This window comes from Scopulibacillus cellulosilyticus (assembly GCF_042665295.1).
GTDB classification, from domain to species: Bacteria; Bacillota; Bacilli; order Bacillales; family Sporolactobacillaceae; genus Scopulibacillus_A; species Scopulibacillus_A cellulosilyticus.
On sequence record NZ_JBHTCO010000004.1, the window covers coordinates 61,597 to 82,962 of the forward strand.

Here is a 21,366-nt window from a genome sequence, read left to right on the forward strand (position 1 = left end):
TGAAATGAAAAAATCTCGTTATATTTTAGGCTTCCTTTCGATCATATTTTTTGCTGCATTTCTGATTCACCCTGCTTTTGCTGCAGAAAAAGGCATCATCAAATCCAAGGAAACGGTAGTGCCTGAGCATCAAAAGGTTGAGCATGTCATTGTATTTGGAAACGACGCGCATATCAGCGGTTCAGTAAAAAACGCGGTCATTGTTATCAATGGGAATTTAGATATCAAACGTACGGCAAATATTCACGGATTTGTTCTCGTCGTTGGCGGACAGATTAAACAACAGGCCGGGGCTCATGTAACAGAAGATATCATGTCATTAAATTTAAATAATAAGATGCAAAATAGTTTGATTCTGGGTATTGTTCTTTTGTTGGGTAATTGGCTGTTAAGACTGGCCGGAAGCATTGTGTTAGTTTTAATTACCATTTTAGCAGGCATACTTCTAAGAAAGCGCCTGAATCCCGCTGACATCATTAACAAGCAAGTGGGCCGGTTTATGGCGACAGGTGCTATTGCAAGTTTAGCGATCATTGCGGTAACCCTGTTATTATTAATTACGATTATTGGTATTCCGATTGGCGCGATTCTCTTGCTCTATACTATCATTTCATTAATCATTGGTATGGCTGTGTTGAGTAAGGCAGTTGCGGAACGGATTAATGGGATAAATGATAAGCCTGATTGGCTGTTATTTTTAACTGGTGCAATACTGATTGTATCAGTCTTTAACTTCCCGTTAATTGGTTTCGTGATATTTCTTATTGTTACTTGGCTGTCATTAGGCTTTTCAATGAAGTGGATATTCGATAAAATAACTACTAGAAAGCGATAACTTTTCTAAAATGGAACTTATTTAAAAGGAGTAGAGCAATGGAAAAAGTACTTATTTTCGGACACAAAAATCCCGATACAGACACGATTTGTTCAGCAATTGCCTATGCGGAATTGAAAAACAAGCTAGGTTGGAACGCTGAAGCGGTTCGTTTAGGCGGTATTAACGAAGAAACTCAGTTTGTGTTAAAACATTTTAACGTTGAAGCTCCCCGCCAAGTTGAAACTGTCGCAAATGAAGTGAAAAGTGTTATTTTAGTCGACCACAACGAAAGACAGCAAAGTGCAAATGATATCGATCAGGTTAAAGTATTAGAAGTCATTGATCATCACCGTATTTCCAATTTCGAAACGAACGATCCTTTATATTACCGCGCTGAGCCGGTTGGATGTACAGCAACAATTTTAAATAAAATGTACAAAGAAAATGGCGTAACAATCCGCAAAGAAGTAGCTGGATTGTTGTTATCAGCGATTATCTCTGATTCATTGCTGTTCAAATCGCCAACGTGCACGCAAGAAGATATTGATGCTGCGCATGAATTAGCTAAAATTGCTGGCGTCGATCCTGAAAGCTACGGATTAGAAATGTTAAAAGCCGGAGCTGATTTAAGTGATAAATCAGTTGATCAATTGATTTCTCTTGACGCAAAAGAGTTTCAAATGGGTTCCCGCAAAGTTGAAATTGCCCAAGTTAATGCGGTTGATACGAATGACGTCATGAGCCGCCAAGCGGAGTTGGAAACAACAATCGCAAACGTTATCGATGAGAAAAAATTAGATTTGTTTTTATTAGTGGTAACAGATATATTAAACAATGATTCCACGGCTATCGCACTTGGCAATGAAGCATCTGCAGTGGAAAAAGCTTTTAATGTTACTTTAGCCAATAATACTGCTGTTCTAAAAGATGTTGTTTCACGTAAAAAACAAATTGTTCCTAATTTAACACAAGTTTTAGCTTAATCGGGGAACTCTTGGCACCTGAATACTTAAAGTTCAGGTGTCTTTAAATATTTTAAGTGACAATCCGTTTATTTAATCATTCATTAAGTCCCATTGATGCTTTAATTTTTTCCAATCTTCGTTTGCTTTTTTACTATTGGAAACCGCCAAACTCATCTCAAGATTTTCCGTCAGCCTTTCTAACTTTTTTCTGTCTTTATGACTGTAGTTTGAACGGACATACATCCAGTTATCTAAAAACTTTCTTGTTTCTTCTTCCGCTTTACTCCAGGACTTATTAGTGATTGCCGTTCCAGCTTCCTTAACATTTTTATTTAATTCATAGACAGTCGGTTGGCCGCAGCCTGTTAAAAATATACATAACAAAAATCCAAGCCAAAAGTTTTTCATTGTTAAACACCCCATTAAGTCTAGGATATCCAGTTAAAAACATTTAGATAAAAATAAAATTGGAAATAAATGAAGCTCTGCCAGTAAGAAAAGCAGAGCTTGAAAATGTTTACTTTTTTGTTTACGTTCGAAAATGGTTAAAAGAAGAACCATCGAACAATTATAGCGACAATTCCAATGGCAATTGCCCACCATCCAAGAGCAACAGACTTACCGAACAATGCAATAATACCTAAAATTATTGCAGCTATTCCGAGCCAAATAGGGGCGACGAAAAAAGCAATAATTCCTACAATAATTCCTATCCAGCCTACCCATAGCGACCATGTGTAATGATTATGTTTATGTTCAATAGCTTCAGCCATTTTCCTTCACCTCCTTCTCCTTATCATTCGCATTTAAACATTAACGTATTCCAGTTAGAAGCCGTTTGGTCTTAACATTAGAAAATTACAGTACTGGAGCAGTAAAAAGTTTAATTTTTAATAATGTGTTAATGGATTGACAAATGAAAGAAAGGGATCATATAATGAAGTCAAACAATATATGTTTAATTGTTCATATATTAAAATTTATAAAAGCTTTATTGACAACTTCTCGTTGCAAAGCACAAAAATTACCTCTACATAAAGCAGCTTTATTAACCATCAGCGGGGATGAACAAAACCCCCACTGACATAGAAGTTTGACTTTATTAACTAAATAAAATTTGATTGATGATATTAATTTTTAATTGTTAAAAGCAGAACTTAATCGGATGAAGCTCCTTACTGTGGATGATCTTTCCACGGCTTATACAAAGGGAGAGAAGGAGATGAGAACAAATGGGCGAGCCGCAGCAAAAAGTGAAAAGAGAATTTTTGTTAGAAGGATTAGATTGTGCCAATTGCGCCATGAAGATTGAGAGCGGCGTAAAAGGAATACCCGGTGTTTCTGCCTGTTCCGTTAATTTTGTAACTAAGACACTGACATTAGAAACTGATCAAGGACAAGAACCTGCCATTGTATCAGAAGCAACAAAAATCATTAAACGGCTGGAACCGGAGGTGGAAGTTGTTTCGGAATCGGGCAACCATGAGCATAACCACGGTCACAGTCATGATCATGGCAATAAACAAACAAAAAAGATGGCGGCTCGTTTGGGAATTGGCGCCGTTCTCACCGCAATTGGCATGTTTGCGCCTGTTTCGAATACAGCAGAGCTGGGATTATTTATTATTGCATATATTATTGTGGGCGTCGACATTGTAGCAGGAGCTGTAAAAAACATTTTAAGAGGGCAAGTATTTGATGAAAATTTTCTTATGGCTCTTGCAACAATTGGGGCATTTGCTGTTCGGCAGTTCCCTGAAGCTGTAGCGGTTATGCTGTTCTATCAGGTGGGAGAAATGTTTCAAAGCATGGCAGTTAATCGTTCTCGTCAGTCCATTGGTGCATTAATGGATATTCGCCCGGACTATGCAAATGTAAAAGCCGGAAACAATATACAGCGAATGTCACCGGAACAAGTAAAAATTGGTGATATTATCGTGATAAAACCTGGTGAAAAAGTACCGTTAGATGGAAAAGTCCTGGATGGCAGTTCCATGGTTGACACATCTGCCTTAACAGGAGAGTCAGTACCGCGTGAAGTAGAAACAGGAAGTGATGTTCTTAGCGGCTTTATTAATAAGAACGGCATGCTAACTGTAAAAGTTACTAAAGAATTTGGAGAATCAACAGTAACAAAAATTTTAGAGCTGGTTCAGAATGCAAGCAGCCGAAAAGCGCCTACAGAAAATTTTATTACCAAGTTTGCCCGTTACTATACACCGGTCGTCGTCATTGTTGCAGCTGCGTTAGCTTTTATACCGCCTCTATTTATTGACGGTGCGGCATTTTCTGATTGGATTTACCGAGCATTAGTATTCTTAGTTATATCTTGTCCATGTGCCCTTGTCATTTCCATTCCCCTTGGATTTTTTGGCGGGATTGGCGCAGCTTCAAAAAATGGTATTCTCATTAAAGGAAGTAATTATTTAGAAGCTTTAAATGCCGTTAAATATGCAGTGTTTGATAAAACAGGCACCCTGACAAAAGGTGTCTTTGAAGTCACAAATATTCAGCCAACAGAAACGATATCAAAAAAACAATTGCTGGAATACGCCGCAATTGCTGAGGTTCATTCCAACCATCCGATTGCTCAGTCCATTCGAACAGCGTACGGAAAAGAAATAAAGGACAGAGATATACAACTTTATAACGAAATCTCCGGTCATGGTACTCAGGTCAATTTTGATGGTAAAGGGATTTTAGCCGGGAACGCCAAGTTTATGAACAAAGAACAAATTGTATTTCAGGAGCCAAATGAAATCGGGACAATTGTTCATGTAGCTGTTAATAAGAAATATGCCGGTTACATCGTGATTTCTGACCAAGTCAAAGAAGACTCTGCTAAAGCAATCCGTACTTTAAAAGAACTGGGTATCAAAAAAACAGTTATGCTGACCGGTGATGCCAAAGCGGTTGGAGATACAGTCGGTCAAGAGTTAGCACTGGATGAAGTACATGCTGAATTATTACCGCAAAATAAGGTAGAAGAAATAGAAAAATTGGAAACACATAAAGCGCCGAAGGAAAAAATTGCTTTCGTTGGCGATGGTATTAATGATACGCCTGTTCTCGCTCGGGCAGATGTGGGAATAGCAATGGGAGGTTTAGGCTCTGATGCAGCCATTGAGGCAGCAGACGTTGTCATTATGACTGATGAACCGTATAAAATCTCTTCAGCTATTCGTATTGCAAAACGCACCCGCGGTATTGTTTGGGAAAATATCATATTTGCTTTAGGGGTCAAAGCAATCTTCCTTATATTAGGGGCATTTGGCATTGCAACTATGTGGGAAGCGGTTTTCTCGGATGTAGGAGTGACACTGCTTGCCGTATTAAACGCTATGAGGGTATTAAATGTTAAAAATATATAACTTCAAAGAAGCCAATCATGTCGACATGATTGGCTTTTCACTAATCGTTTTCAAAAAGTCCGCTTTTTACAAAAATTACATAGTAAGCTTTTAAGTGCTTTTTAACTTTAAGTCGGGATTTTTAACGTTCTTTTTGGCATCAGGCGGATCATCACATAGAATAAGGTCTTTATGAGGATGGTTTGTATCTTCAATTTGAATAGTCGTATGATCGATATTTTGATCTTTAAGTTTATCTTCCGCTTCTCTTATAATTTTTTGACTTTCCGAAACGGTCAAATTACCATCCAGGACAATATGGCATGATAGCGCGTTTTTTCCGCTTGTAATGCTCCAGACATGAAGATCATGTACATTTTTTATTTCCGAAACGGACCGGATAGCCGCTATGACTTGATTTAAATCAACATTTTCAGGTGTTCCTTCCATAAGAATACCGATCGTTTGTCTTACAATACGCCAAGCACTGAAAGCAATTAATACAGCGATTCCAACACTTAGAAGAGGATCTATGTCATACCAGCCTGTAAAATAAAGAATAATGCCGCCGACAATGACACCTGCTGAGGCTGCAGCGTCCCCAAGTATATGAAGAACAGCGCTTTTGACATTCAGATTTTCTTCTTTTCTCATGCCAAGCCCTAAGTACAAATTAATAATTAATCCGACACCGGCGCCAACAAACATCCAAGTTGAATGAATTGGATGGGGTGTTTGAAAACGTCTATATGCTTCCCAAAGAATAACTACTGTAATCACGATAAGTGCGATCCCGTTAATAAAAGCAGCAAGGATGCCGGCACGATGGTAACCAAAAGTACGAGTCTTATCAGCAGGTTTTTCCGCCTGTTTTAAAGCAAACCAGGACAAGCCTATGGCTCCTAAATCTGTAACAACATGGCCGGCATCGGATAACAGGGCTAAACTATGGGAAATGACCCCTCCAATGACTTCAGCGAGTAAAATGAGGATCGTTAGCCAAAAAGCCTTTTGCATCTTGCCTGCCGGTGCATGGGAATGGAAAACACCATTATGATCGTGGGCATGGTCTTGAGCGCTCATTATCTTTACCCTCCTCACTTAAGCTTAGTTTCTCATGGGGTAAAGAAATGATTCGTTTGTTTAACAAAAATAGATATCCTGATAAAAAGGACAATAAACAAGGTCTTTTCAATTATGTTGAGCATGCTTTAAAGTTTGTTCCAACAAGTTCAGGACATGGTCATCATCAGGGGAGTAGTAAATGGTGGTGCCGTCACGCCTCGATTTTATCAGACGCAGCTGCTTTAAAAAACGCAGCTGATGAGAAACAGTTGATTGCAGCATATCAAGCGTTTTAGAAATTTCATTGACAGAACACTCTTTTTGATAGAGCAAATGCAAGATTTTTATTCGTGTCGGTTCAGACAACGCTTTAAAAATTTGAGCAGCTGTTTGAAGGGTTTCTTCATGAAGCGATTCCATATGTTGTTTTTCCATAATGTTCACCTGACTTCACATATGATATAAAATATCATTACATTTTAATCATACCATCATTCCATTTATGATAAAAAGATTAAACTTAGTTTAGGAGTTGAATTCTTACTGATTATAAGATAGCCTTCACCTTTTTAAGCCGGTGTGAAAAGCGGAAAAGTTCCATGACCAGGATGTTTAGACTCAGCCATACTCCGCCAAAGGCATAACCCGCAACAACATCACTTGGGTATTGTATTTTAAAGTATATTCGGCTTAATCCAATTAAAAGCAATATGATAAGAAAGGCAATAAATGCAAATGTATGAAGCCATGCGCTTTTGGCATGCCTGACCAACAAAAAGGCAGAAAAACCGTACAATATAAAGGCTGTTAACATCTGTTCACTGGGAAACGGATAAAGAATACTTTTGGTTAAAGCGCGGTGAACAGGGTGCAAATAATGAAACAAACGCCTTATACATTCCTCATAAATTTCTCCGCCAATAACTACGATAATTAAAAAGCTTACTTCGATGAACCGTTCTCTCCCTTTTATTAAAATCCAAAGAAAAGTTAAAACAATAAGTACAGTAAGCACCTTTACAGAAGTTAATAAAATGAATTGATTCATGACGTGTTTAAAGCGTTCACCAAATATTAAAGAAATCAGTGTCATAACGATTGTATCAAATTGTTTAAATTCATTATTTAAGTAGTTTTCAGTCAAACTGCCAATAAGAAAGATAAAACCTATAAATAAAATCATTGCACCAATAATCAGAAGCCTTAGCCGGCGCAAAGAGTGAAATCGCTTTACACCCCTTCCCAAGAAAGAGATGATATATTCTTTGATCTGCAGTTTATAATATCTAAACAAATAGAATAAGGCCAAAATAATGATGACAATAATGCTTCCAATTAAAAAATATTTTTTTATTGAACTGTGGAACTGTTCCCATTGCGGTCCAAATAATTTACCTAAAGAAATAAAAGTGCCCGTCCATAAAAAGGCGCCAATATAAGCATATAACGCATATTTTCGAAAAGAAATATGAGTAATGCCTGAAAAATATCCTGTAAAATGGCGAACCCCTGGGATAAAGCAGACAATGACTAATAACTTGTTCCCAAAATTATTAAACCAGCGAGACATTTTTTCTAATCTATCAGGCCCCATATGTATCCGATGTCCATGTTTATAAAATAAAGGGGCTAATTTATAGCCTATCCAATAAGAGATAGTCATGCCGATGCAACTGCCTAAAGCTGCGACGCCAATGCAAAGTATCCAATTTAATTTCCCTTGAAATGCAAGAACGCCTGCGTAACCCATGATGAAGTCTCCAGGCAGCGGCAGGGCAAGGAGTTCTAACATAAGAGATATAAATAATACGATATATCCATAATGCTCAACCCAGGTTGTAATAAATTGCATATTTCTCCTCCATGTCATCATTCTTATTTACGCATATCCATGATTAAAAGCCTGAAATTATGAAAAAAAGATAGCCTTTATTCTTGCCATGTATAGGCTTTAATAAAACAAATGGCGAATACATAGTTATAAAGTGAAACTTCCATCAGTGGGGTTTTGTTTTTATCCCCTACTGATGGTTAGTTGAACTTATCGGGGTGTTAGCGAAGCAACTACATGAATTGCCTCTGTGCAATTTGCGACGAGCTTTGCTTTAACTTCTTTGTTATATCATCGCGCAGGAGCACCTCCGTTAACTCCCGCCTAAACTTTAATGATTCATTTAAGTTTTAAGGCGGGAGTTTTACGGACGTTTGCACCGGGATAAATCATTACCACTCTGAAACTAATTTTAAAAAAATGAACTTTTGCTTTGAGCTGTCGGTCATTTAATATGTAACACTTTTTATTCAAAGAAGAGAAATTGTTGAACCCTAATAATAAAAAGTTCTGGACAATACAACAAAGAAGGAGGGACAACCTGTGAATTTTGTTATGGATTATATGCATCAATATGGCTATGTTGTCCTTTTTGTCTCATTAATGCTGGAATTATTGGCTTTGCCGTTACCAACTGAAGTTCTGATGAGTTATTCCGGAGTCCTTATTTCCGAAGGGCATTTAAATTGGATAATGACCATTATAACAGCTGGACTCGGCGGTTCGGCTGGTATGACATTATCCTATTGGATTGGATATAAACTCGGCACACCATTTTTTGAAAAATATGGATACCGGATTCATATAGGACCCGAACGTTTGGAGAAAATGTCAAAATGGTTTAGAAGGTCCGGAAATAAAGTGATTATTATTGCCTATTTCATACCCGGTGTCAGGCATTTCACAGGTTATTTCTCCGGAATTACAAAAATTCCATTCCGCGTCTATGCGCCTTATGCTTATATTGGCGCCTTTATATGGACAGGGATGTTTATATCTATAGGAAAAGTTATAGGACCAAGTTGGGATTTGTATTATAACTCAGCCAAAAAATATCTTGTTATCATTTGTGTCATTGCGGCTTTAGCTGCCGTTATATTTTTCCTTTATCGAAAATATAAACAAACCATTATATCAAGCGGGCTGACAGTGGCAAACAAGCTGATAAATTTCTTTCACAAGCGGGGCCGGGCGGGATTGTATATTACCATTTGTCTCGTTATTAAATTAGCGGTTAAGTTGAAACGATTATTCATTTGAAGGGAAACTGATTAAAAGTTTGAGAGGATAAAACAGTACTCTCAAACTTTTAATCAAGTCTACAAACTTTTATTACAAAAGCAATTTTAGGAGTTTGCTATGAAGTCATATTGGTTGAAATTAAATAAGGAAACTAAATATATTATATTTTCAGCTCTAATCCTCATCATTTATCTTTCGCCGCTTTATATATTGGGCGATAATGCGCATATAAGAATTCATGATAATCTCGATTCTAATATTACTTGGTATAAAGTGCTAGCCAGAAGCGGTGAGATTTTCGGGAATGTTAACGCAACGATACCGCAAATTATTAATGGGCTGCCGCGAAATGCCTTTGATTCGCAATTTAGCGGGATCGTTTGGTTATATGCATTATTTCCAACAATGACGGCGTATGCTATAAGTCAAACGATCACAAGAGTATTTGCCTTCATTGGTATGTATTTATTGTTAAAAACGTACTTTATCAAAGAAGAAAAACTATCATTTATACGTATAGGTGTATCACTTGCCTTTGCATTGACCCCTTTCTGGCCATCCGGAATGTTAAGCACCTTGGGCATGCCCTTGGCACTGTGGGCTTTTCTCAATATTAGAGCAAAGAATTCGACATGGAAGGATTGGCTGACGCTTACATTATTGCCGCTATATTCGAGTTTTGTACTAGGCTTTTTCTTTTTTCTGACTGCAGTAGGTTTCCTTTGGCTGCGGGATTTAATTGTTAAAAGAAAATGGCATTTGCGTTTTTTATTAAGTATTGCTTATATGACGGCGCTGTATCTTTTAGTTGAATATAGACTGGTTTATTCACTTTTAATACCGCAGCCGCCGACGAACCGAAATGAGTTTGTGGAATCGACAAATGGGTTCTGGGATACGATACGCCTGGTCTTTAAAAACTTTTTTATGGGCCATACCCATGTGATGACCTTGCACACCTATTTTATATTGCCTGTATTATTTCTTGTTCTATTTTTGATAATTAAAGAAAGATCGTGGAAAGAAGAGAAATATTTCGTCTATCTCATGGTGTTAAATTTTCTTTTGTCTGTCTGGTATGCTTTTTGGTTTTACAAAGGCTGGCAGCCGATCAAAGAAAAAATTTCGCTTTTAGATACATTCAATTTTTCCAGATTTCATTTTTTGCATCCTATAGTTATCTATCTTTCTTTTGCGTTGGCGTGCCGGTTTCTTTGGCATAGGAGGAAGGCTTGGAAAAAGATTGCGATTATTTTTTTATCGCTTCAATTAATTTTACTGTTCTGTTATAACGAGGAAATTCGTTATAGAGTCATAGGTTATCCGTCTGTCAAACAGTTTTACTCAACGCACTTATTTGAAAAAATTGATCATTATATTGGAAAGCCAAAAAGTTCCTATCGTGTCGCAAGTATTGGACTTCATCCGTCCATTGCTCAATATAACGGTTTCTATACGATTGATACTTATAACAATTTTTATCCTCTTACATATAAACATCAGTTCCGGAAAATAATCGCAAAGGAACTGGATAAGAATCATACGTTAAGAGATTACTTCGATGATTGGGGCGGAAGATGTTATATTTTCGCGGCTGAATTAGGAAAAAATTATATGTTTGAAAAGGATTCTTCTAAGAAAATTTATCACTTGCAGTTAAATATGCATGCTTTTAAGAAATTAGGCGGCCAGTATATCTTTTCAGCTGTTCCGATTGTAAATGCTAAGCAGGATGGGCTTAAATTTATGAGATCTTTTACCGATTCACAGTCAGTTTGGAAAATCTATCTTTATAAAGCGAAATAAAGGTACCCGAGGTGATCAATGTGAAATACCCAATATTAACGATTGTCGTTCCATGTTTTAATGAGGAAGAAGTGTTCAAGGAGACGGCAAAACAACTATCTTCCGTTTTGAAAAATTTAGAAGAACAAACTTTTATAGATTCCAAAAGTAAAATCCTATTTGTTGATGATGGAAGCAGTGACGGGACATGGTCTTTAATAGAGGAAGAGAGTTCGTTAAATGATTATGTAACAGGGATAAAGCTTTCCCGTAACGTCGGGCATCAGAATGCCCTTTTGGCTGGGCTTGAAACAGCAAAAAACATGTCGGATTGTGTGATTTCGATTGATGCAGATCTGCAAGATGACATCTCAGTTATCAAGGATTTTATCGTTAAATACCATGAAGGATATGACATCGTATACGGCGTTCGCAAAAGACGGGAGACAGATACTTTTTTCAAACGGTCAACAGCGAGAGGTTTTTACCGTTTGATGCGTAAAATGGGCATTCACCTGATCCCGGATCACGCTGATTTTCGTTTGATGTCGAAACGTGCGCTTGATGAGTTAAGTCATTATCAGGAAGCTAATCTATTTCTGCGCGGGATCGTTCCCCTTATTGGTTTTAAATCGGCCAAAGTCATGTATGACCGGAAAGAACGATTTGCAGGAACTTCTAAATATCCTTTGAAGAAAATGCTGTCATTTGCCTTTGACGGCATCACATCGTTTAGTGTCACACCGATTAGATTGGTTACTTTGATAGGCGCTTTCTCCTCCTTGTTAAGTATATGTGCTGCCGGCTACGCTTTTATTCAAGAATTGCTTGGACATACCGAGTCAGGCTGGACATCGCTAATGATTTCGATTTGGCTGATCGGCGGCTTACAGCTTATGGGGATAGGATTAATCGGAGAGTATATAGGAAAAATCTTCAATGAAACAAAAAGGCGGCCAAAATATGCAATTGAAACAGACCTATATTCACATGAAAAAGCAAGCCTCCCGCATCAAAAACAAGGGGTTTTTGAGGTGGAAAAGTGGTGATTAAATGAACCGTTCTTTTTTCCGTTTTCTTTTGGTTGGTGTTTTTAACACAATCATCGGACTTTCAATCATGTTTTTATGCCTCCATGTGCTTGGATTTTCATACTTTTTATCAACAGCTATTGGCAATACGATTGGTGCAATAGTCAGTTACACGTTAAATAGAAGATACACGTTTAAAAGTAATAAATCTATCAGTAAGAGCGGCTTTCTTTTCATCATTGTGGTGGGATCCTGTTATATTATTTCCTATTATTTAAGCATGGTTATCTCCACTTGGATTTCAAAGTTTTTTTACACATTTCCAAGAGATGATGCAGCCGCTTTGTTAGGCGCAGTTCTATACACGGTCACCAACTACTTTGGACAAAAGTTTATTGTATTTCAAAATAATAGTGAGAAGAATGTTAAAAAGAATATAAGGACTTAAGAGGTAAAAGTGATTTTTATTTTTAGGAAGAAAATATATGAAGCCGTATGTTATGGGAGAGGAAATTGATTATCATGTTGCATCAAATTACGGAGTGGCTTGGCTCCTTTACAACAGACTTAATTACAGCATTTGGTTATTGGGGGATCTTTTTTGGGATGGCAATTGAAAGTGCCTGTATTCCACTGCCGAGTGAGGTTATTTTACTTTTTGGCGGATTTTTAGCCGTGCAAGGGAAATTAACTTTTTGGCTTGTAGTTTTGGCAGGCGTTTTGGGAAATTTAACTGGATCAATCTTAACTTTCTGGATTGGAAAGAAAGGCGGGCGTACCTTTCTGGAGAAATACGGTAAATACGTATTGATTAATAAGAAACATTTAGATACTGCTGATCGTTGGTTTAATAAATATGGAGATTGGGCAACTTTTTTCGGACGGATGTTACCGGTTATTCGAACTTTTATCTCTTTGCCTGCCGGGGTTGTCCGAATGAGATTTAAGCGTTTTTTAACCTTTACTCTTTTGGGCTGTATTCCTTGGAATATTGTTATCACTTACCTTGGCTGGAAGTTAGGACAGCATTGGGAGGAAGCTCAGCAGTATCTTAAACCGCTCAGTTATATTGCTGTCCTGTTAATTATTGCATTGGCAGCACGAATTGTTGTTAAGACAATACGCAAAAGACGGCTGGAGTAAAAATTCCGTATGGGTATGAATAATCTGAATATAATGATAAGATTTAAATACCGAAGCTAAAATCTTACCCTTATTGGAGGAATGCTTATGCCAAAAAGTGACAACGTGATGATTATTGGAGGCGGTATCGGAGGACTGGTGACGGCATTAAATCTTCATAAAGCCGGATTCTCTGTCCGTGTATTTGAAAGCGTTGAAAATATTCGTGAATTAGGTGTAGGTATTAATTTGCTGCCGCACGCTGTCCGTGTTCTGACTCATCTTGGTTTATCGGATGAACTTGCTAAAGAAGGGCTGCCAACGTCTGAGCTCATTTATTGTAATAAATTTGGACAAAAAATTTGGCAAGAGCCGCGCGGGAAGGCTGCCGGTTACAAGTGGCCTCAATACGCCGTTCATAGAGGCCGTTTGCAGATGCTGCTTCTCCGGATTACAAAACAACGATTAGGTGAGGATGCGATAAAAACCGGGCATCATTTAACATCATTTCATGCTGACGAAAACGGAGTTACAGCCCATTTTGAAAATCGTAAAACGGGCAGACAAATAGGTTCATATAGAGCCGATTGCATGATTGGAGCTGATGGTATTCATTCTGCTGTTCGCCGCAGCTTTTATCCTGACGAAGGTCCGCCGAAATTCAGCGGTAACATCATGTGGCGGGGCCTCAGTAAATGTCCTTCCTTTCTTACCGGCCGCTCTATGGTTATGATAGGCCATTTGAAACAAAAGTTTGTTGCTTATCCGCTTCGTCCCCAGCAAGAAAATAAAGGGGAGGCACTGATTAATTGGATTGCCGAACTGCGTATCAATAGCGATGTGCCTCCTAAAAGGGATTGGAATCGTGAAGCCAATAAGGCGGATTTTGCTCCATCATTTTCAAATTGGAGATTTGATTGGCTGGATGTCCCTAAGATCATCAATGCGGCTTCAGCTGTCTACGAATTTCCAATGACAGACCGTGACCCGCTGCCTCGTTGGAGTTTTGGACGGGTAACTTTGCTTGGCGACGCTGCTCATCCTATGTATCCTATCGGGTCGAACGGTGCTTCTCAAGCCATGCTTGATGCTGAGGCCTTAACGAAAGCTCTGCTTAATCAACCAGATGTGAAAACCGCTTTCAGGCAATACGAAGCTGCCCGGCTGGAAACAACTGCTTCCATTGTAGAAAGCAACCGGAAGCTGGGACCTGAGCGTGCCATGCAGATAGTGGAAGACCGGGCGCCAAATGGGTTTACTGATATTAATGAGGTTATCTCACGCAAGGAACTGGAGGCTATTTCTAATAAGTACAAGCAATTAGCCGGATTTGACAAAGAGACGCTTAATGCTCGTTAGTTTTCTAACATTTAAGGCCTCTCTCAACTCTAAAGTTGGGGGAGGCTGTTTTTTATGTAAAATATCAGGATAACCTTTTCTATAAAAAAGTAAAGATTAAAAAACTTGTCGAATTTTATATAAAAAAGTCATATTTGTATGGATTAATGGAGAAAGTTGAATTATAGTAGACCTTGATACAAATGAAAAAGCGTATTCAATAATCCTTTGCGAGGGAGAGAAGGTTTATGACAAAAAAAGTATATTTTAATCATGATGGCGGTGTCGATGATCTCGTATCGTTATTGCTGCTGACACAAATGGAAGACGTTGAGGTCATCGGCGTATCTGTCATCCCTGCCGACTGTTATCTGGTTCCCGCTGTATCGGCAAGCAGAAAAATTATTGATCGATTTGGAAAGTATGACATAGAGGTAGCACAATCTGATTCACGCGGGAAAAATCCGTTTCCGGCTGATTGGCGTATGCATGCTTGGTATGTTGATGCACTTCCTATTTTAAATGAACAAAAAGAAGTAAAAACACCCTTAGCTTCTCAGCCGGCACACTTACATATGATCGAAAAAATAAGAGAGAATCAAGATAAAACCACGCTGTTGTTTACCGGGCCTCTTACTGATTTAGCCCGCGCATTAGATGCGGCTCCTGACATTGAGGAGAAAATTGAAAAACTTGTATGGATGGGGGGCACTTTTTTACAAGAAGGAAACGTGCATGAGCCTGAGCATGATGGAACGGCGGAATGGAACGCTTTTTGGGATCCGCAAGCAGCAGCGCGCGTTTGGGAATCTGATATTGAGGTTGACATGATTGCTTTAGAAAGTACAAATCAAGTACCGCTTACAATAGATGTGCGAGATCGTTGGGCTTCTCTTCGTAAATACCCGGCCATTGATTTTGTTGGACAATGTTACGCGATGGTACCGCCTCTTGTGCATTTTGTGACGAATTCAACCTATTTTTTGTGGGATGTACTGACTACAGCCTTTATTGGTAAACCGGAATTAGTTAAACAAAAAACAGTTAAAAGTATTGTTCATACAGACGGACCAAGTCAAGGCCGCACAGAAGAAAGTGAACAAGGGAGATCGGCACAGCTCGTATATGATGTGTGTGCAGACGATTTCTTTGACTACATCATTGAGTTATTAAAAAAACATAGTGAGTAAATAATGGTAATGGACAAGGTTAATTGATCAGAGAAAAATAAAACCGTATCACCGGATTTTGGTGACTATAACGCTTCATAGGAGGATAATTAATGAAAATAGTAATGTTTATAGTGGGGCTTGTTGTCGTTTACTTGCTTGCGCTTCTTGTAAGCAGTGACCGAAAAAAGATTAAATACAAGCCAATTATAATTATGATTATTATAGAATTAATTCTGACTTATATATTGCTGAGTACGAGATTTGGAGCAATACTCGCAAAAGGCTTATCTGATTTCTTTGCTAATTTATTAGCAACTGCCGGGGCGGGGATTAACTTTGTGTTTGGCGGGCTGGCCAATAAAGGACAAGCACCTTTTTTCTTAAACGTTTTATTGCCGATTATTTTTATCGCGATCATCATTGGCATTTTACAGTACCTAAGAATTTTACCGCTTATTATCAGGGGTGTCGGCTGGTTATTAAGTAAAGTCAATGGATTGGGAAAATTAGAATCTTATAACGCTGTTGCAGCGGCAATCGTTGGTCAAGGGGAAGTATTCATTACCGTAAAAGATCAATTAAGCAAGCTGCCAAAAAACCGTTTATACACACTTTGTGCCTCGTCAATGTCAACGGTTTCAATGTCTATCGTCGGCTCGTATATGAAAATGATTGAACCAAAGTACGTTGTAACTGCGATTGTTCTAAACCTTTTCAGCGGCTTTATTATTGTTCATATTATTAATCCGTATACAATAAGTAAAGAGGAAGATATTTTAGAAATTAATGAAGCAGCAAAAGAGTCATTCTTTGAAATGTTAACGGAGTATATTTTACTCGGTTTTAAAATGGCGGTTATTATTGCTGCAATGCTTATTGGCTTTGTTGCGCTTATGGCAGCGATAAACAATCTTTTCTCGTTTTTCTTCCATATCACGTTCCAACAAATTTTAGGTTATATTTTCTCACCGTTGGCATTTGTCATGGGTATACCTTGGCACGATGCTGTGCAGGCCGGCAATATTATGGCTACCAAGCTTGTCACAAATGAGTTTGTTGCTATGATTGATTTAACAAAAGTTCAGCAACACCTGTCCGCGCGTACTGTTGGCATTATTTCAGTATTTCTTGTTTCGTTTGCCAACTTCTCGTCTATTGGTAATATAGCAGGCGCAACAAAAGGAATCAGTGACAAACAGGGGAATCAAGTGGCGCAGTTTGGTTTGAAATTATTGTATGGTGCAACATTAGTTAGTGTTTTATCAGCAATCATAGTGGGAGTTATGATATAGTTAATTATAAAAGTCCATAAGATTCATGATCTTATGGACTCTTTTGCATTTACTTCCAATGGTTTTATGCTGAAAATAAATAACATGTATAAAAGTATGTCATCGAAAAAAGATTATAAACAGGATTATTTTTACTTTCTGTTTCCGTAATAAAGAAAACTTGCCGAATACTAAAAGTATAAAAAAGTTAATAGGGTATCATTTGTACTTTTGTTTATATTAATTATAAACGTCTATGAACTTTTATTTCTAATTTGCCGTCCTTTTTAAGAGGGGGAGAAGCAGCTGTTGGCAAGAGGTCAAGGAAGACTTTGAACAATGGCACATTATTCATCATATTAGTCACAGAGGTAAAAAGTGAATAAGGATTAGACAGCTCAAGTAAGCTTTTTATAATAATAAAAGAAGGAAAGGCAGAGTCATATGACTAAAAATATCCTAATTATTTCATCTGATAATACTGGGCACGGCCATAAAAGTATCACAGAATCAATATGTGAAAAAGTTAGAAAAAATCATGACGTTAAAATACATGTCATAGACGGCTTCTCTATGGGCGGTCAATTTCTTATGAATATTGGTAAATCATACGGACCAATAACCAGGATGTCCGGAACCTTATGGAAAATGATATGGCATTTTTCGTCTCTTAAGCCATCGCTTGTTAACCAATTTATTGAGTCTCAGATAAAAAACGATTTTTTGCAATTATTAGATGAGGTCAAACCTGATCTCATTTTATCGGTTCATCCAAATTTTAATGGTTCCGTCATAAATATTTTAGAGAAACAAAGGATTAAAATACCTTTTGTTACTCTCATAGCTGATCTTGTCAACATCTATCCGCTTTGGGCCGATAAAAGAGCCGATTATATTATTAGTCCAACCGTTGAAGCAAGAGATAAGTGTATAGAGTTTGGTATCCCTGCAGAGAATATAAAAGTTTCGGGATTTCCTGTTCGTTCCAGATTTCACAGAGACACAGGAAATTTCATTTTAAAAAAAGGTACTCCATTAAAATGCTTGATCATGAGCGGCGGCGAGGGTGTTGGCAATATGCAAAACATAGCCAAAAATTTGCTTGATAACTTTGATTGCACCATTAAAATCGTCGCAGGAAGAAACGCTAAGCTTAAAGCAAAGTTGGAGCAAACGCTTAAAAGCCGATATGGAGACAAAGTTGAGATTTTCGGTTTCACTAAAAATATTCAGGACCTTATGTTTGATTCCGATATTGCCTTTACCAGAGGCAGTCCTAATGTGATGTTTGAAGCGATTGCTTCGAATACACCAATAATCATTACAGGGGCTTTACCCGGCCAGGAGGAGGACAATCCTGCTTTTGCTGAAAAATATAATTTAGGCGTAGTATGCAAGAATGCAAATGAAATAAAAAGTATAATAAACAAATTGCTTGCAAATAATGGGGAAAAATTAAATGATATTAAAACCTGCCAAAGGAAATTTATCAATTCTCATGCAGCGGAAGATATCCTTCAGCTCTTATTACAAGTTGAAGATCGTTCTTATGAAACTGCTGCAGTACCCTCTTACAGTTAAAAACGAATGCTGATCGGAAAATTGCCATAAGAAAAACTTTCTTGACTAAAGGGGTATTGCTAAAGGGGATTAATCACTCTTGAAAACTGTAAAAGCTAAAATCATTTATACGATTGTTGTTTATATCGCACTAGCTGCATTCGATAATATCATTATCGGGTTATTTCCCCCGCTTTTTAAGTCTATAGCTAAAGACTTGCATACAAATGTCAGCTCAATGGGGATTATATCAGCTCTTAATATTTTGGTTACAGCCCTTTCCTCCCTTTACTGGGGGTACCTTTCCGGAAAATTCAAACGGAAAAGGCTTATCTTTATTGGAACTTTAATATGGGTATTATCAGTATTTTTAACGGCCCTTAGCAGAAATTACATAGAGCTTTTATTATTTCAAATATTAACCGGCATAGGTTTGGGGTGTATTGCTTCAGTGGGATTCAGTGTTTTAACTGATTGTATTCCAAGCAGAATGCGCGGCATGATTTTAAGTCTTTGGGGAATGACACAAGGGTTGGGCGGCATTGCCGGCTCTTTATTAGCGTCTTTAATAGCCCCTTCTGCCGGTTGGAGAACCCCTTTTTATATTGTGGGTTGTATAGGTTTTCTTTTAATTATACTCTATATTTTTGTTGCAGAACCGCCAAGAGGCGGATCAGAGCCTGAGCTGCAAGGGCTTATGAAGGAAGGCTATTCTTATAATTATATTATAGAAACTAAACAGATTTTACCTATCATTTTAAAGGGAAGCAACCGTTACCTGTTTTTGCAGGCTTTTTTATTTAATATAGCCATTGGCAGTCTTATCTGGCTGCCAACATTATATATTTTCAAAATCCAGCAGGAAGGCTATGCGATGGGAACAGCAATGGCTGCTTCAGGATATCTTTATGGCATCTTTCAGCTTGGCGGAACGATCTCTATGTTGTTCGGTAATCTTGGGGACAAGCTTCAAAAGAAAAATCGAAAGGGAAGGGCTTATTTATCATCTGTTTTTGTATTTCTTACCATTCCCTTTTATATTTTAATGTTCATTGTTCCAATGACCAACTTATCCTTGCCGGCGGGACATAATGCTTTTTTTATTTTAATAGGCTTGGTGAAGCAAATACTTACAAATCCATGGATTACTTTATTGTTCATTTTATCGTTTCTCGCTTCTGCTGCTCAATCGGCAAACACGCCAAACTGGCTGGCCCTTATAACCGATGTTAATCTTCCGGAGCACAGAGGAACAGCTTTCAGTGTTGCTAACCTTTCCAACAGTTTAGGAAGATCATTGGGAAACATTGGTGTCAGTATTTTGATAAGCGTTTTTTCTATACATCTAAAGGAGCCGTACAGCTATATCATCACCTTATCATTACTGCAAATTTTCCTTATTCCATCGGCACTATGCTATATTAAAATGGCAAAACATAATGTTTCAGATATACATCGCGTAAAAGAAACATTGATTGAAAGGTCTGAAAAGGATTAAGGTCTTTAGGGACAACTGCTATAGAGATATTTTTAATTCACCATAAGATTATTGTCTTATGGTTTTTTTATTTTATCTGGCGTATGTTTTTATAGATAATAAAACCGTGAATAAAAGTATCTCATTTAAAAGAGATTATAAATAGGATATTTTTAAATATCGCAGATGAAATCCTAATAAGGAAAGGAGCGGGTGAATGGAAAAGGAAAAAATAAGTGCATTTCAGCTTTTCTGTATCATGATGTGCTTCGAAGTCGGGACAACCGTACTTTTCGGATTAGGGGCGGATGCTAAGCAGGACGGCTGGCTGTCAATTCTTCTATCTATGCTTTCCGGACTTATATTAATGTGGGTCTATATCAAACTATCTAACCTTTATCCTTATGATACACTCACTCAAATGATACCTAAGATCGTCGGGAAAATCATCGGAATTCCGCTTGTTGTTATTTATATATCATATTTTATATACTCTGCTGCCCGGGCTTGCCGGGATTTTAGCAATCTCATCAAAGGAACAATTCTTACAGAAACACCCGTTATAATTATTATCGGAAGTTTTCTGATTTTACTCATTTACTGCCTGCGGGGAGGGATTGAAGTGTTTGGCAGGATGGGAGAATTGATATTTCCCATTTATATGCTGGCGCTTATTTTAACTTGGATTTTAATGTTTGGTTCCCAACTTATTCATCTGAAGCAGCTGACACCAGTATTGGCAGGAGGAATAAGACCGGTATTAAATTCAGCATTTCCGCTTATTGTTACTTTTCCATTTGGAGAGCAAATTTTAATTATGATGCTGCTTCCGGCACTGAACAATAAAAAGAAAATAAAAAAGGTGGGAATGCTTGTTATTTTGATTGGCGGTATATTGTTAACTTTAAATACTATTATTAACCTTTCTATTCTTGGTCCAAATTTATTCGGAGATGTCAATTACCCGCTTTTTACAGCGGCCCGGATGGTTTCTATCGCTGATTTTATTCAAAATATTGATGCTGTTATTATTTTAATGATGATCGCGGGTGTTTTCTTTAAGATGGGAGTGTGGATGTATGCTGCCGCAGCGGGTACAAGCCAATTATTTGGTTTAACAAACCATCATTCTATTCTAATTCCTCTGGGGACACTGATTACTTCACTTTCTATCGTAATTGCTTCAAACGCCCCTGAGCATCTTGAAATCGGGTTTAAATATTTTGCTCCTTATTTTCTAATTCCGCTTGAAATTGTTATACCAATTTTGTTATTAGTTATCGCCTGTATTCGCAAAAAGTTAAGTTCCCGCACTCACCAAGTCACAGGATAAAAGTAGG

At 37.7% G+C, this 21,366-nt stretch carries 19 protein-coding genes; 14 read left to right on the top strand and 5 right to left on the bottom strand.

What is annotated here, in order from left to right:
* Positions 1-4: 4 nt before the first annotated feature.
* Positions 5-835 carry a hypothetical protein gene (locus tag ACFQRG_RS03545; protein ID WP_380963666.1) on the top strand — a complete coding sequence of 277 codons (831 nt, stop codon included), beginning with the start codon at positions 5-7 and terminating at the stop codon, positions 833-835.
* A 38-nt stretch (positions 836-873) separates the two neighbouring features.
* Entirely contained in the window at positions 874-1,800 is a 927-nt protein-coding gene (locus tag ACFQRG_RS03550) for a manganese-dependent inorganic pyrophosphatase (RefSeq protein ID WP_380963668.1), read from the top strand.
* 72 nt (positions 1,801-1,872) lie between these two features.
* On the opposite strand, the gene ACFQRG_RS03555 is transcribed toward ACFQRG_RS03550, so the two are convergent.
* Both ACFQRG_RS03555 and ACFQRG_RS03560 read right to left on the bottom strand, forming a co-directional pair.
* Positions 1,873-2,190: a hypothetical protein gene (locus ACFQRG_RS03555; RefSeq protein ID WP_380963670.1), complete on the bottom strand. Its 318-nt coding sequence runs from the start codon at positions 2,188-2,190 to the stop codon at positions 1,873-1,875.
* A gap of 137 nt (positions 2,191-2,327) precedes the next feature.
* A complete protein-coding gene (locus ACFQRG_RS03560; RefSeq protein WP_380963672.1) occupies positions 2,328-2,555 on the bottom strand; it encodes a hypothetical protein in 228 nt (75 codons plus the stop codon).
* A gap of 459 nt (positions 2,556-3,014) precedes the next feature.
* Between ACFQRG_RS03560 and ACFQRG_RS03565 the strand changes: the two genes are divergently transcribed.
* Positions 3,015-5,153 (top strand): heavy metal translocating P-type ATPase, encoded by a 2,139-nt coding sequence (locus tag ACFQRG_RS03565; RefSeq protein WP_380963674.1) that lies wholly within the window; start codon positions 3,015-3,017, stop codon positions 5,151-5,153.
* A gap of 90 nt (positions 5,154-5,243) precedes the next feature.
* Here ACFQRG_RS03565 and ACFQRG_RS03570 read toward each other — a convergent pair whose 3' ends face one another.
* The 3 genes from ACFQRG_RS03570 to ACFQRG_RS03580 form a co-directional block, all read right to left on the bottom strand.
* Positions 5,244-6,215, bottom strand: coding sequence for a cation diffusion facilitator family transporter (locus tag ACFQRG_RS03570; protein WP_380963676.1), 972 nt, complete (start codon positions 6,213-6,215; stop codon positions 5,244-5,246).
* 108 nt (positions 6,216-6,323) lie between these two features.
* Entirely contained in the window at positions 6,324-6,632 is a 309-nt protein-coding gene (locus ACFQRG_RS03575) for an ArsR/SmtB family transcription factor (RefSeq protein ID WP_380963678.1), read from the bottom strand.
* A 112-nt stretch (positions 6,633-6,744) separates the two neighbouring features.
* Complete coding sequence (locus ACFQRG_RS03580) at positions 6,745-8,049, bottom strand: VTT domain-containing protein (protein WP_380963680.1); 1,305 nt, start codon at positions 8,047-8,049, stop codon at positions 6,745-6,747.
* A gap of 522 nt (positions 8,050-8,571) precedes the next feature.
* On the opposite strand from ACFQRG_RS03580, the gene ACFQRG_RS03585 reads away from it, so the two are divergent.
* The 11 genes from ACFQRG_RS03585 (at position 8,572) to ACFQRG_RS03635 (ending at position 21,359) form a co-directional block, all read left to right on the top strand.
* A complete protein-coding gene (locus ACFQRG_RS03585) occupies positions 8,572-9,288 on the top strand; it encodes a DedA family protein (RefSeq protein ID WP_380963682.1) in 717 nt (238 codons plus the stop codon).
* Between the two features lie 99 nt (positions 9,289-9,387).
* Positions 9,388-11,076 (top strand): DUF6044 family protein, encoded by a 1,689-nt coding sequence (locus tag ACFQRG_RS03590; RefSeq protein WP_380963684.1) that lies wholly within the window; start codon positions 9,388-9,390, stop codon positions 11,074-11,076.
* A 20-nt stretch (positions 11,077-11,096) separates the two neighbouring features.
* Entirely contained in the window at positions 11,097-12,104 is a 1,008-nt protein-coding gene (locus tag ACFQRG_RS03595; RefSeq protein ID WP_380963686.1) for a glycosyltransferase family 2 protein, read from the top strand.
* A 4-nt stretch (positions 12,105-12,108) separates the two neighbouring features.
* Entirely contained in the window at positions 12,109-12,534 is a 426-nt protein-coding gene (locus ACFQRG_RS03600; protein WP_380963688.1) for a GtrA family protein, read from the top strand.
* Between the two features lie 74 nt (positions 12,535-12,608).
* Entirely contained in the window at positions 12,609-13,229 is a 621-nt protein-coding gene (locus ACFQRG_RS03605; protein ID WP_380964942.1) for a DedA family protein, read from the top strand.
* Between the two features lie 87 nt (positions 13,230-13,316).
* Entirely contained in the window at positions 13,317-14,567 is a 1,251-nt protein-coding gene (locus tag ACFQRG_RS03610) for a flavin-dependent oxidoreductase (protein ID WP_380963690.1), read from the top strand.
* Positions 14,568-14,794: 227 nt separating this feature from the next.
* On the top strand, positions 14,795-15,736 hold the full coding sequence (locus ACFQRG_RS03615; RefSeq protein ID WP_380963692.1) for a nucleoside hydrolase: 942 nt from the start codon (positions 14,795-14,797) through the stop codon (positions 15,734-15,736).
* A gap of 92 nt (positions 15,737-15,828) precedes the next feature.
* Positions 15,829-17,010 carry a NupC/NupG family nucleoside CNT transporter gene (locus ACFQRG_RS03620; protein ID WP_380963694.1) on the top strand — a complete coding sequence of 394 codons (1,182 nt, stop codon included), beginning with the start codon at positions 15,829-15,831 and terminating at the stop codon, positions 17,008-17,010.
* Positions 17,011-17,433: 423 nt separating this feature from the next.
* The gene (locus tag ACFQRG_RS03625; RefSeq protein WP_380963696.1) at positions 17,434-18,570 is read left to right on the top strand and encodes an MGDG synthase family glycosyltransferase; all 1,137 of its coding nucleotides are present in this window, start codon (positions 17,434-17,436) and stop codon (positions 18,568-18,570) included.
* A gap of 79 nt (positions 18,571-18,649) precedes the next feature.
* Positions 18,650-20,047, top strand: coding sequence for an MFS transporter (locus ACFQRG_RS03630; RefSeq protein WP_380963699.1), 1,398 nt, complete (start codon positions 18,650-18,652; stop codon positions 20,045-20,047).
* A 196-nt stretch (positions 20,048-20,243) separates the two neighbouring features.
* Positions 20,244-21,359 carry a GerAB/ArcD/ProY family transporter gene (locus ACFQRG_RS03635; RefSeq protein ID WP_380963702.1) on the top strand — a complete coding sequence of 372 codons (1,116 nt, stop codon included), beginning with the start codon at positions 20,244-20,246 and terminating at the stop codon, positions 21,357-21,359.
* The last annotated feature ends 7 nt before the right edge of the window (positions 21,360-21,366 follow it).

Excerpts from the sequence above, each read along its gene's own strand:
- ACFQRG_RS03555 (WP_380963670.1), bottom strand. The coding sequence starts at position 2,190 with ATGAAAAACTTTTGGCTTGGATTTTTGTTATGTATATTTTTAACAGGC.
- ACFQRG_RS03620 (WP_380963694.1), top strand. The coding sequence starts at position 15,829 with ATGAAAATAGTAATGTTTATAGTGGGGCTTGTTGTCGTTTACTTGCTT.
- ACFQRG_RS03605 (WP_380964942.1), top strand. The coding sequence starts at position 12,609 with ATGTTGCATCAAATTACGGAGTGGCTTGGCTCCTTTACAACAGACTTA.
- ACFQRG_RS03565 (WP_380963674.1), top strand. The coding sequence starts at position 3,015 with ATGGGCGAGCCGCAGCAAAAAGTGAAAAGAGAATTTTTGTTAGAAGGA.
- ACFQRG_RS03550 (WP_380963668.1), top strand. The coding sequence starts at position 874 with ATGGAAAAAGTACTTATTTTCGGACACAAAAATCCCGATACAGACACG.
- ACFQRG_RS03625 (WP_380963696.1), top strand. The coding sequence starts at position 17,434 with ATGACTAAAAATATCCTAATTATTTCATCTGATAATACTGGGCACGGC.
- ACFQRG_RS03635 (WP_380963702.1), top strand. The coding sequence starts at position 20,244 with ATGGAAAAGGAAAAAATAAGTGCATTTCAGCTTTTCTGTATCATGATG.
- ACFQRG_RS03560 (WP_380963672.1), bottom strand. The coding sequence starts at position 2,555 with ATGGCTGAAGCTATTGAACATAAACATAATCATTACACATGGTCGCTA.
- ACFQRG_RS03570 (WP_380963676.1), bottom strand. The coding sequence starts at position 6,215 with ATGAGCGCTCAAGACCATGCCCACGATCATAATGGTGTTTTCCATTCC.
- ACFQRG_RS03590 (WP_380963684.1), top strand. The coding sequence starts at position 9,388 with ATGAAGTCATATTGGTTGAAATTAAATAAGGAAACTAAATATATTATA.
- ACFQRG_RS03580 (WP_380963680.1), bottom strand. The coding sequence starts at position 8,049 with ATGCAATTTATTACAACCTGGGTTGAGCATTATGGATATATCGTATTA.
- ACFQRG_RS03610 (WP_380963690.1), top strand. The coding sequence starts at position 13,317 with ATGCCAAAAAGTGACAACGTGATGATTATTGGAGGCGGTATCGGAGGA.
- ACFQRG_RS03575 (WP_380963678.1), bottom strand. The coding sequence starts at position 6,632 with ATGGAAAAACAACATATGGAATCGCTTCATGAAGAAACCCTTCAAACA.
- ACFQRG_RS03545 (WP_380963666.1), top strand. The coding sequence starts at position 5 with ATGAAAAAATCTCGTTATATTTTAGGCTTCCTTTCGATCATATTTTTT.
- ACFQRG_RS03615 (WP_380963692.1), top strand. The coding sequence starts at position 14,795 with ATGACAAAAAAAGTATATTTTAATCATGATGGCGGTGTCGATGATCTC.
- ACFQRG_RS03600 (WP_380963688.1), top strand. The coding sequence starts at position 12,109 with ATGAACCGTTCTTTTTTCCGTTTTCTTTTGGTTGGTGTTTTTAACACA.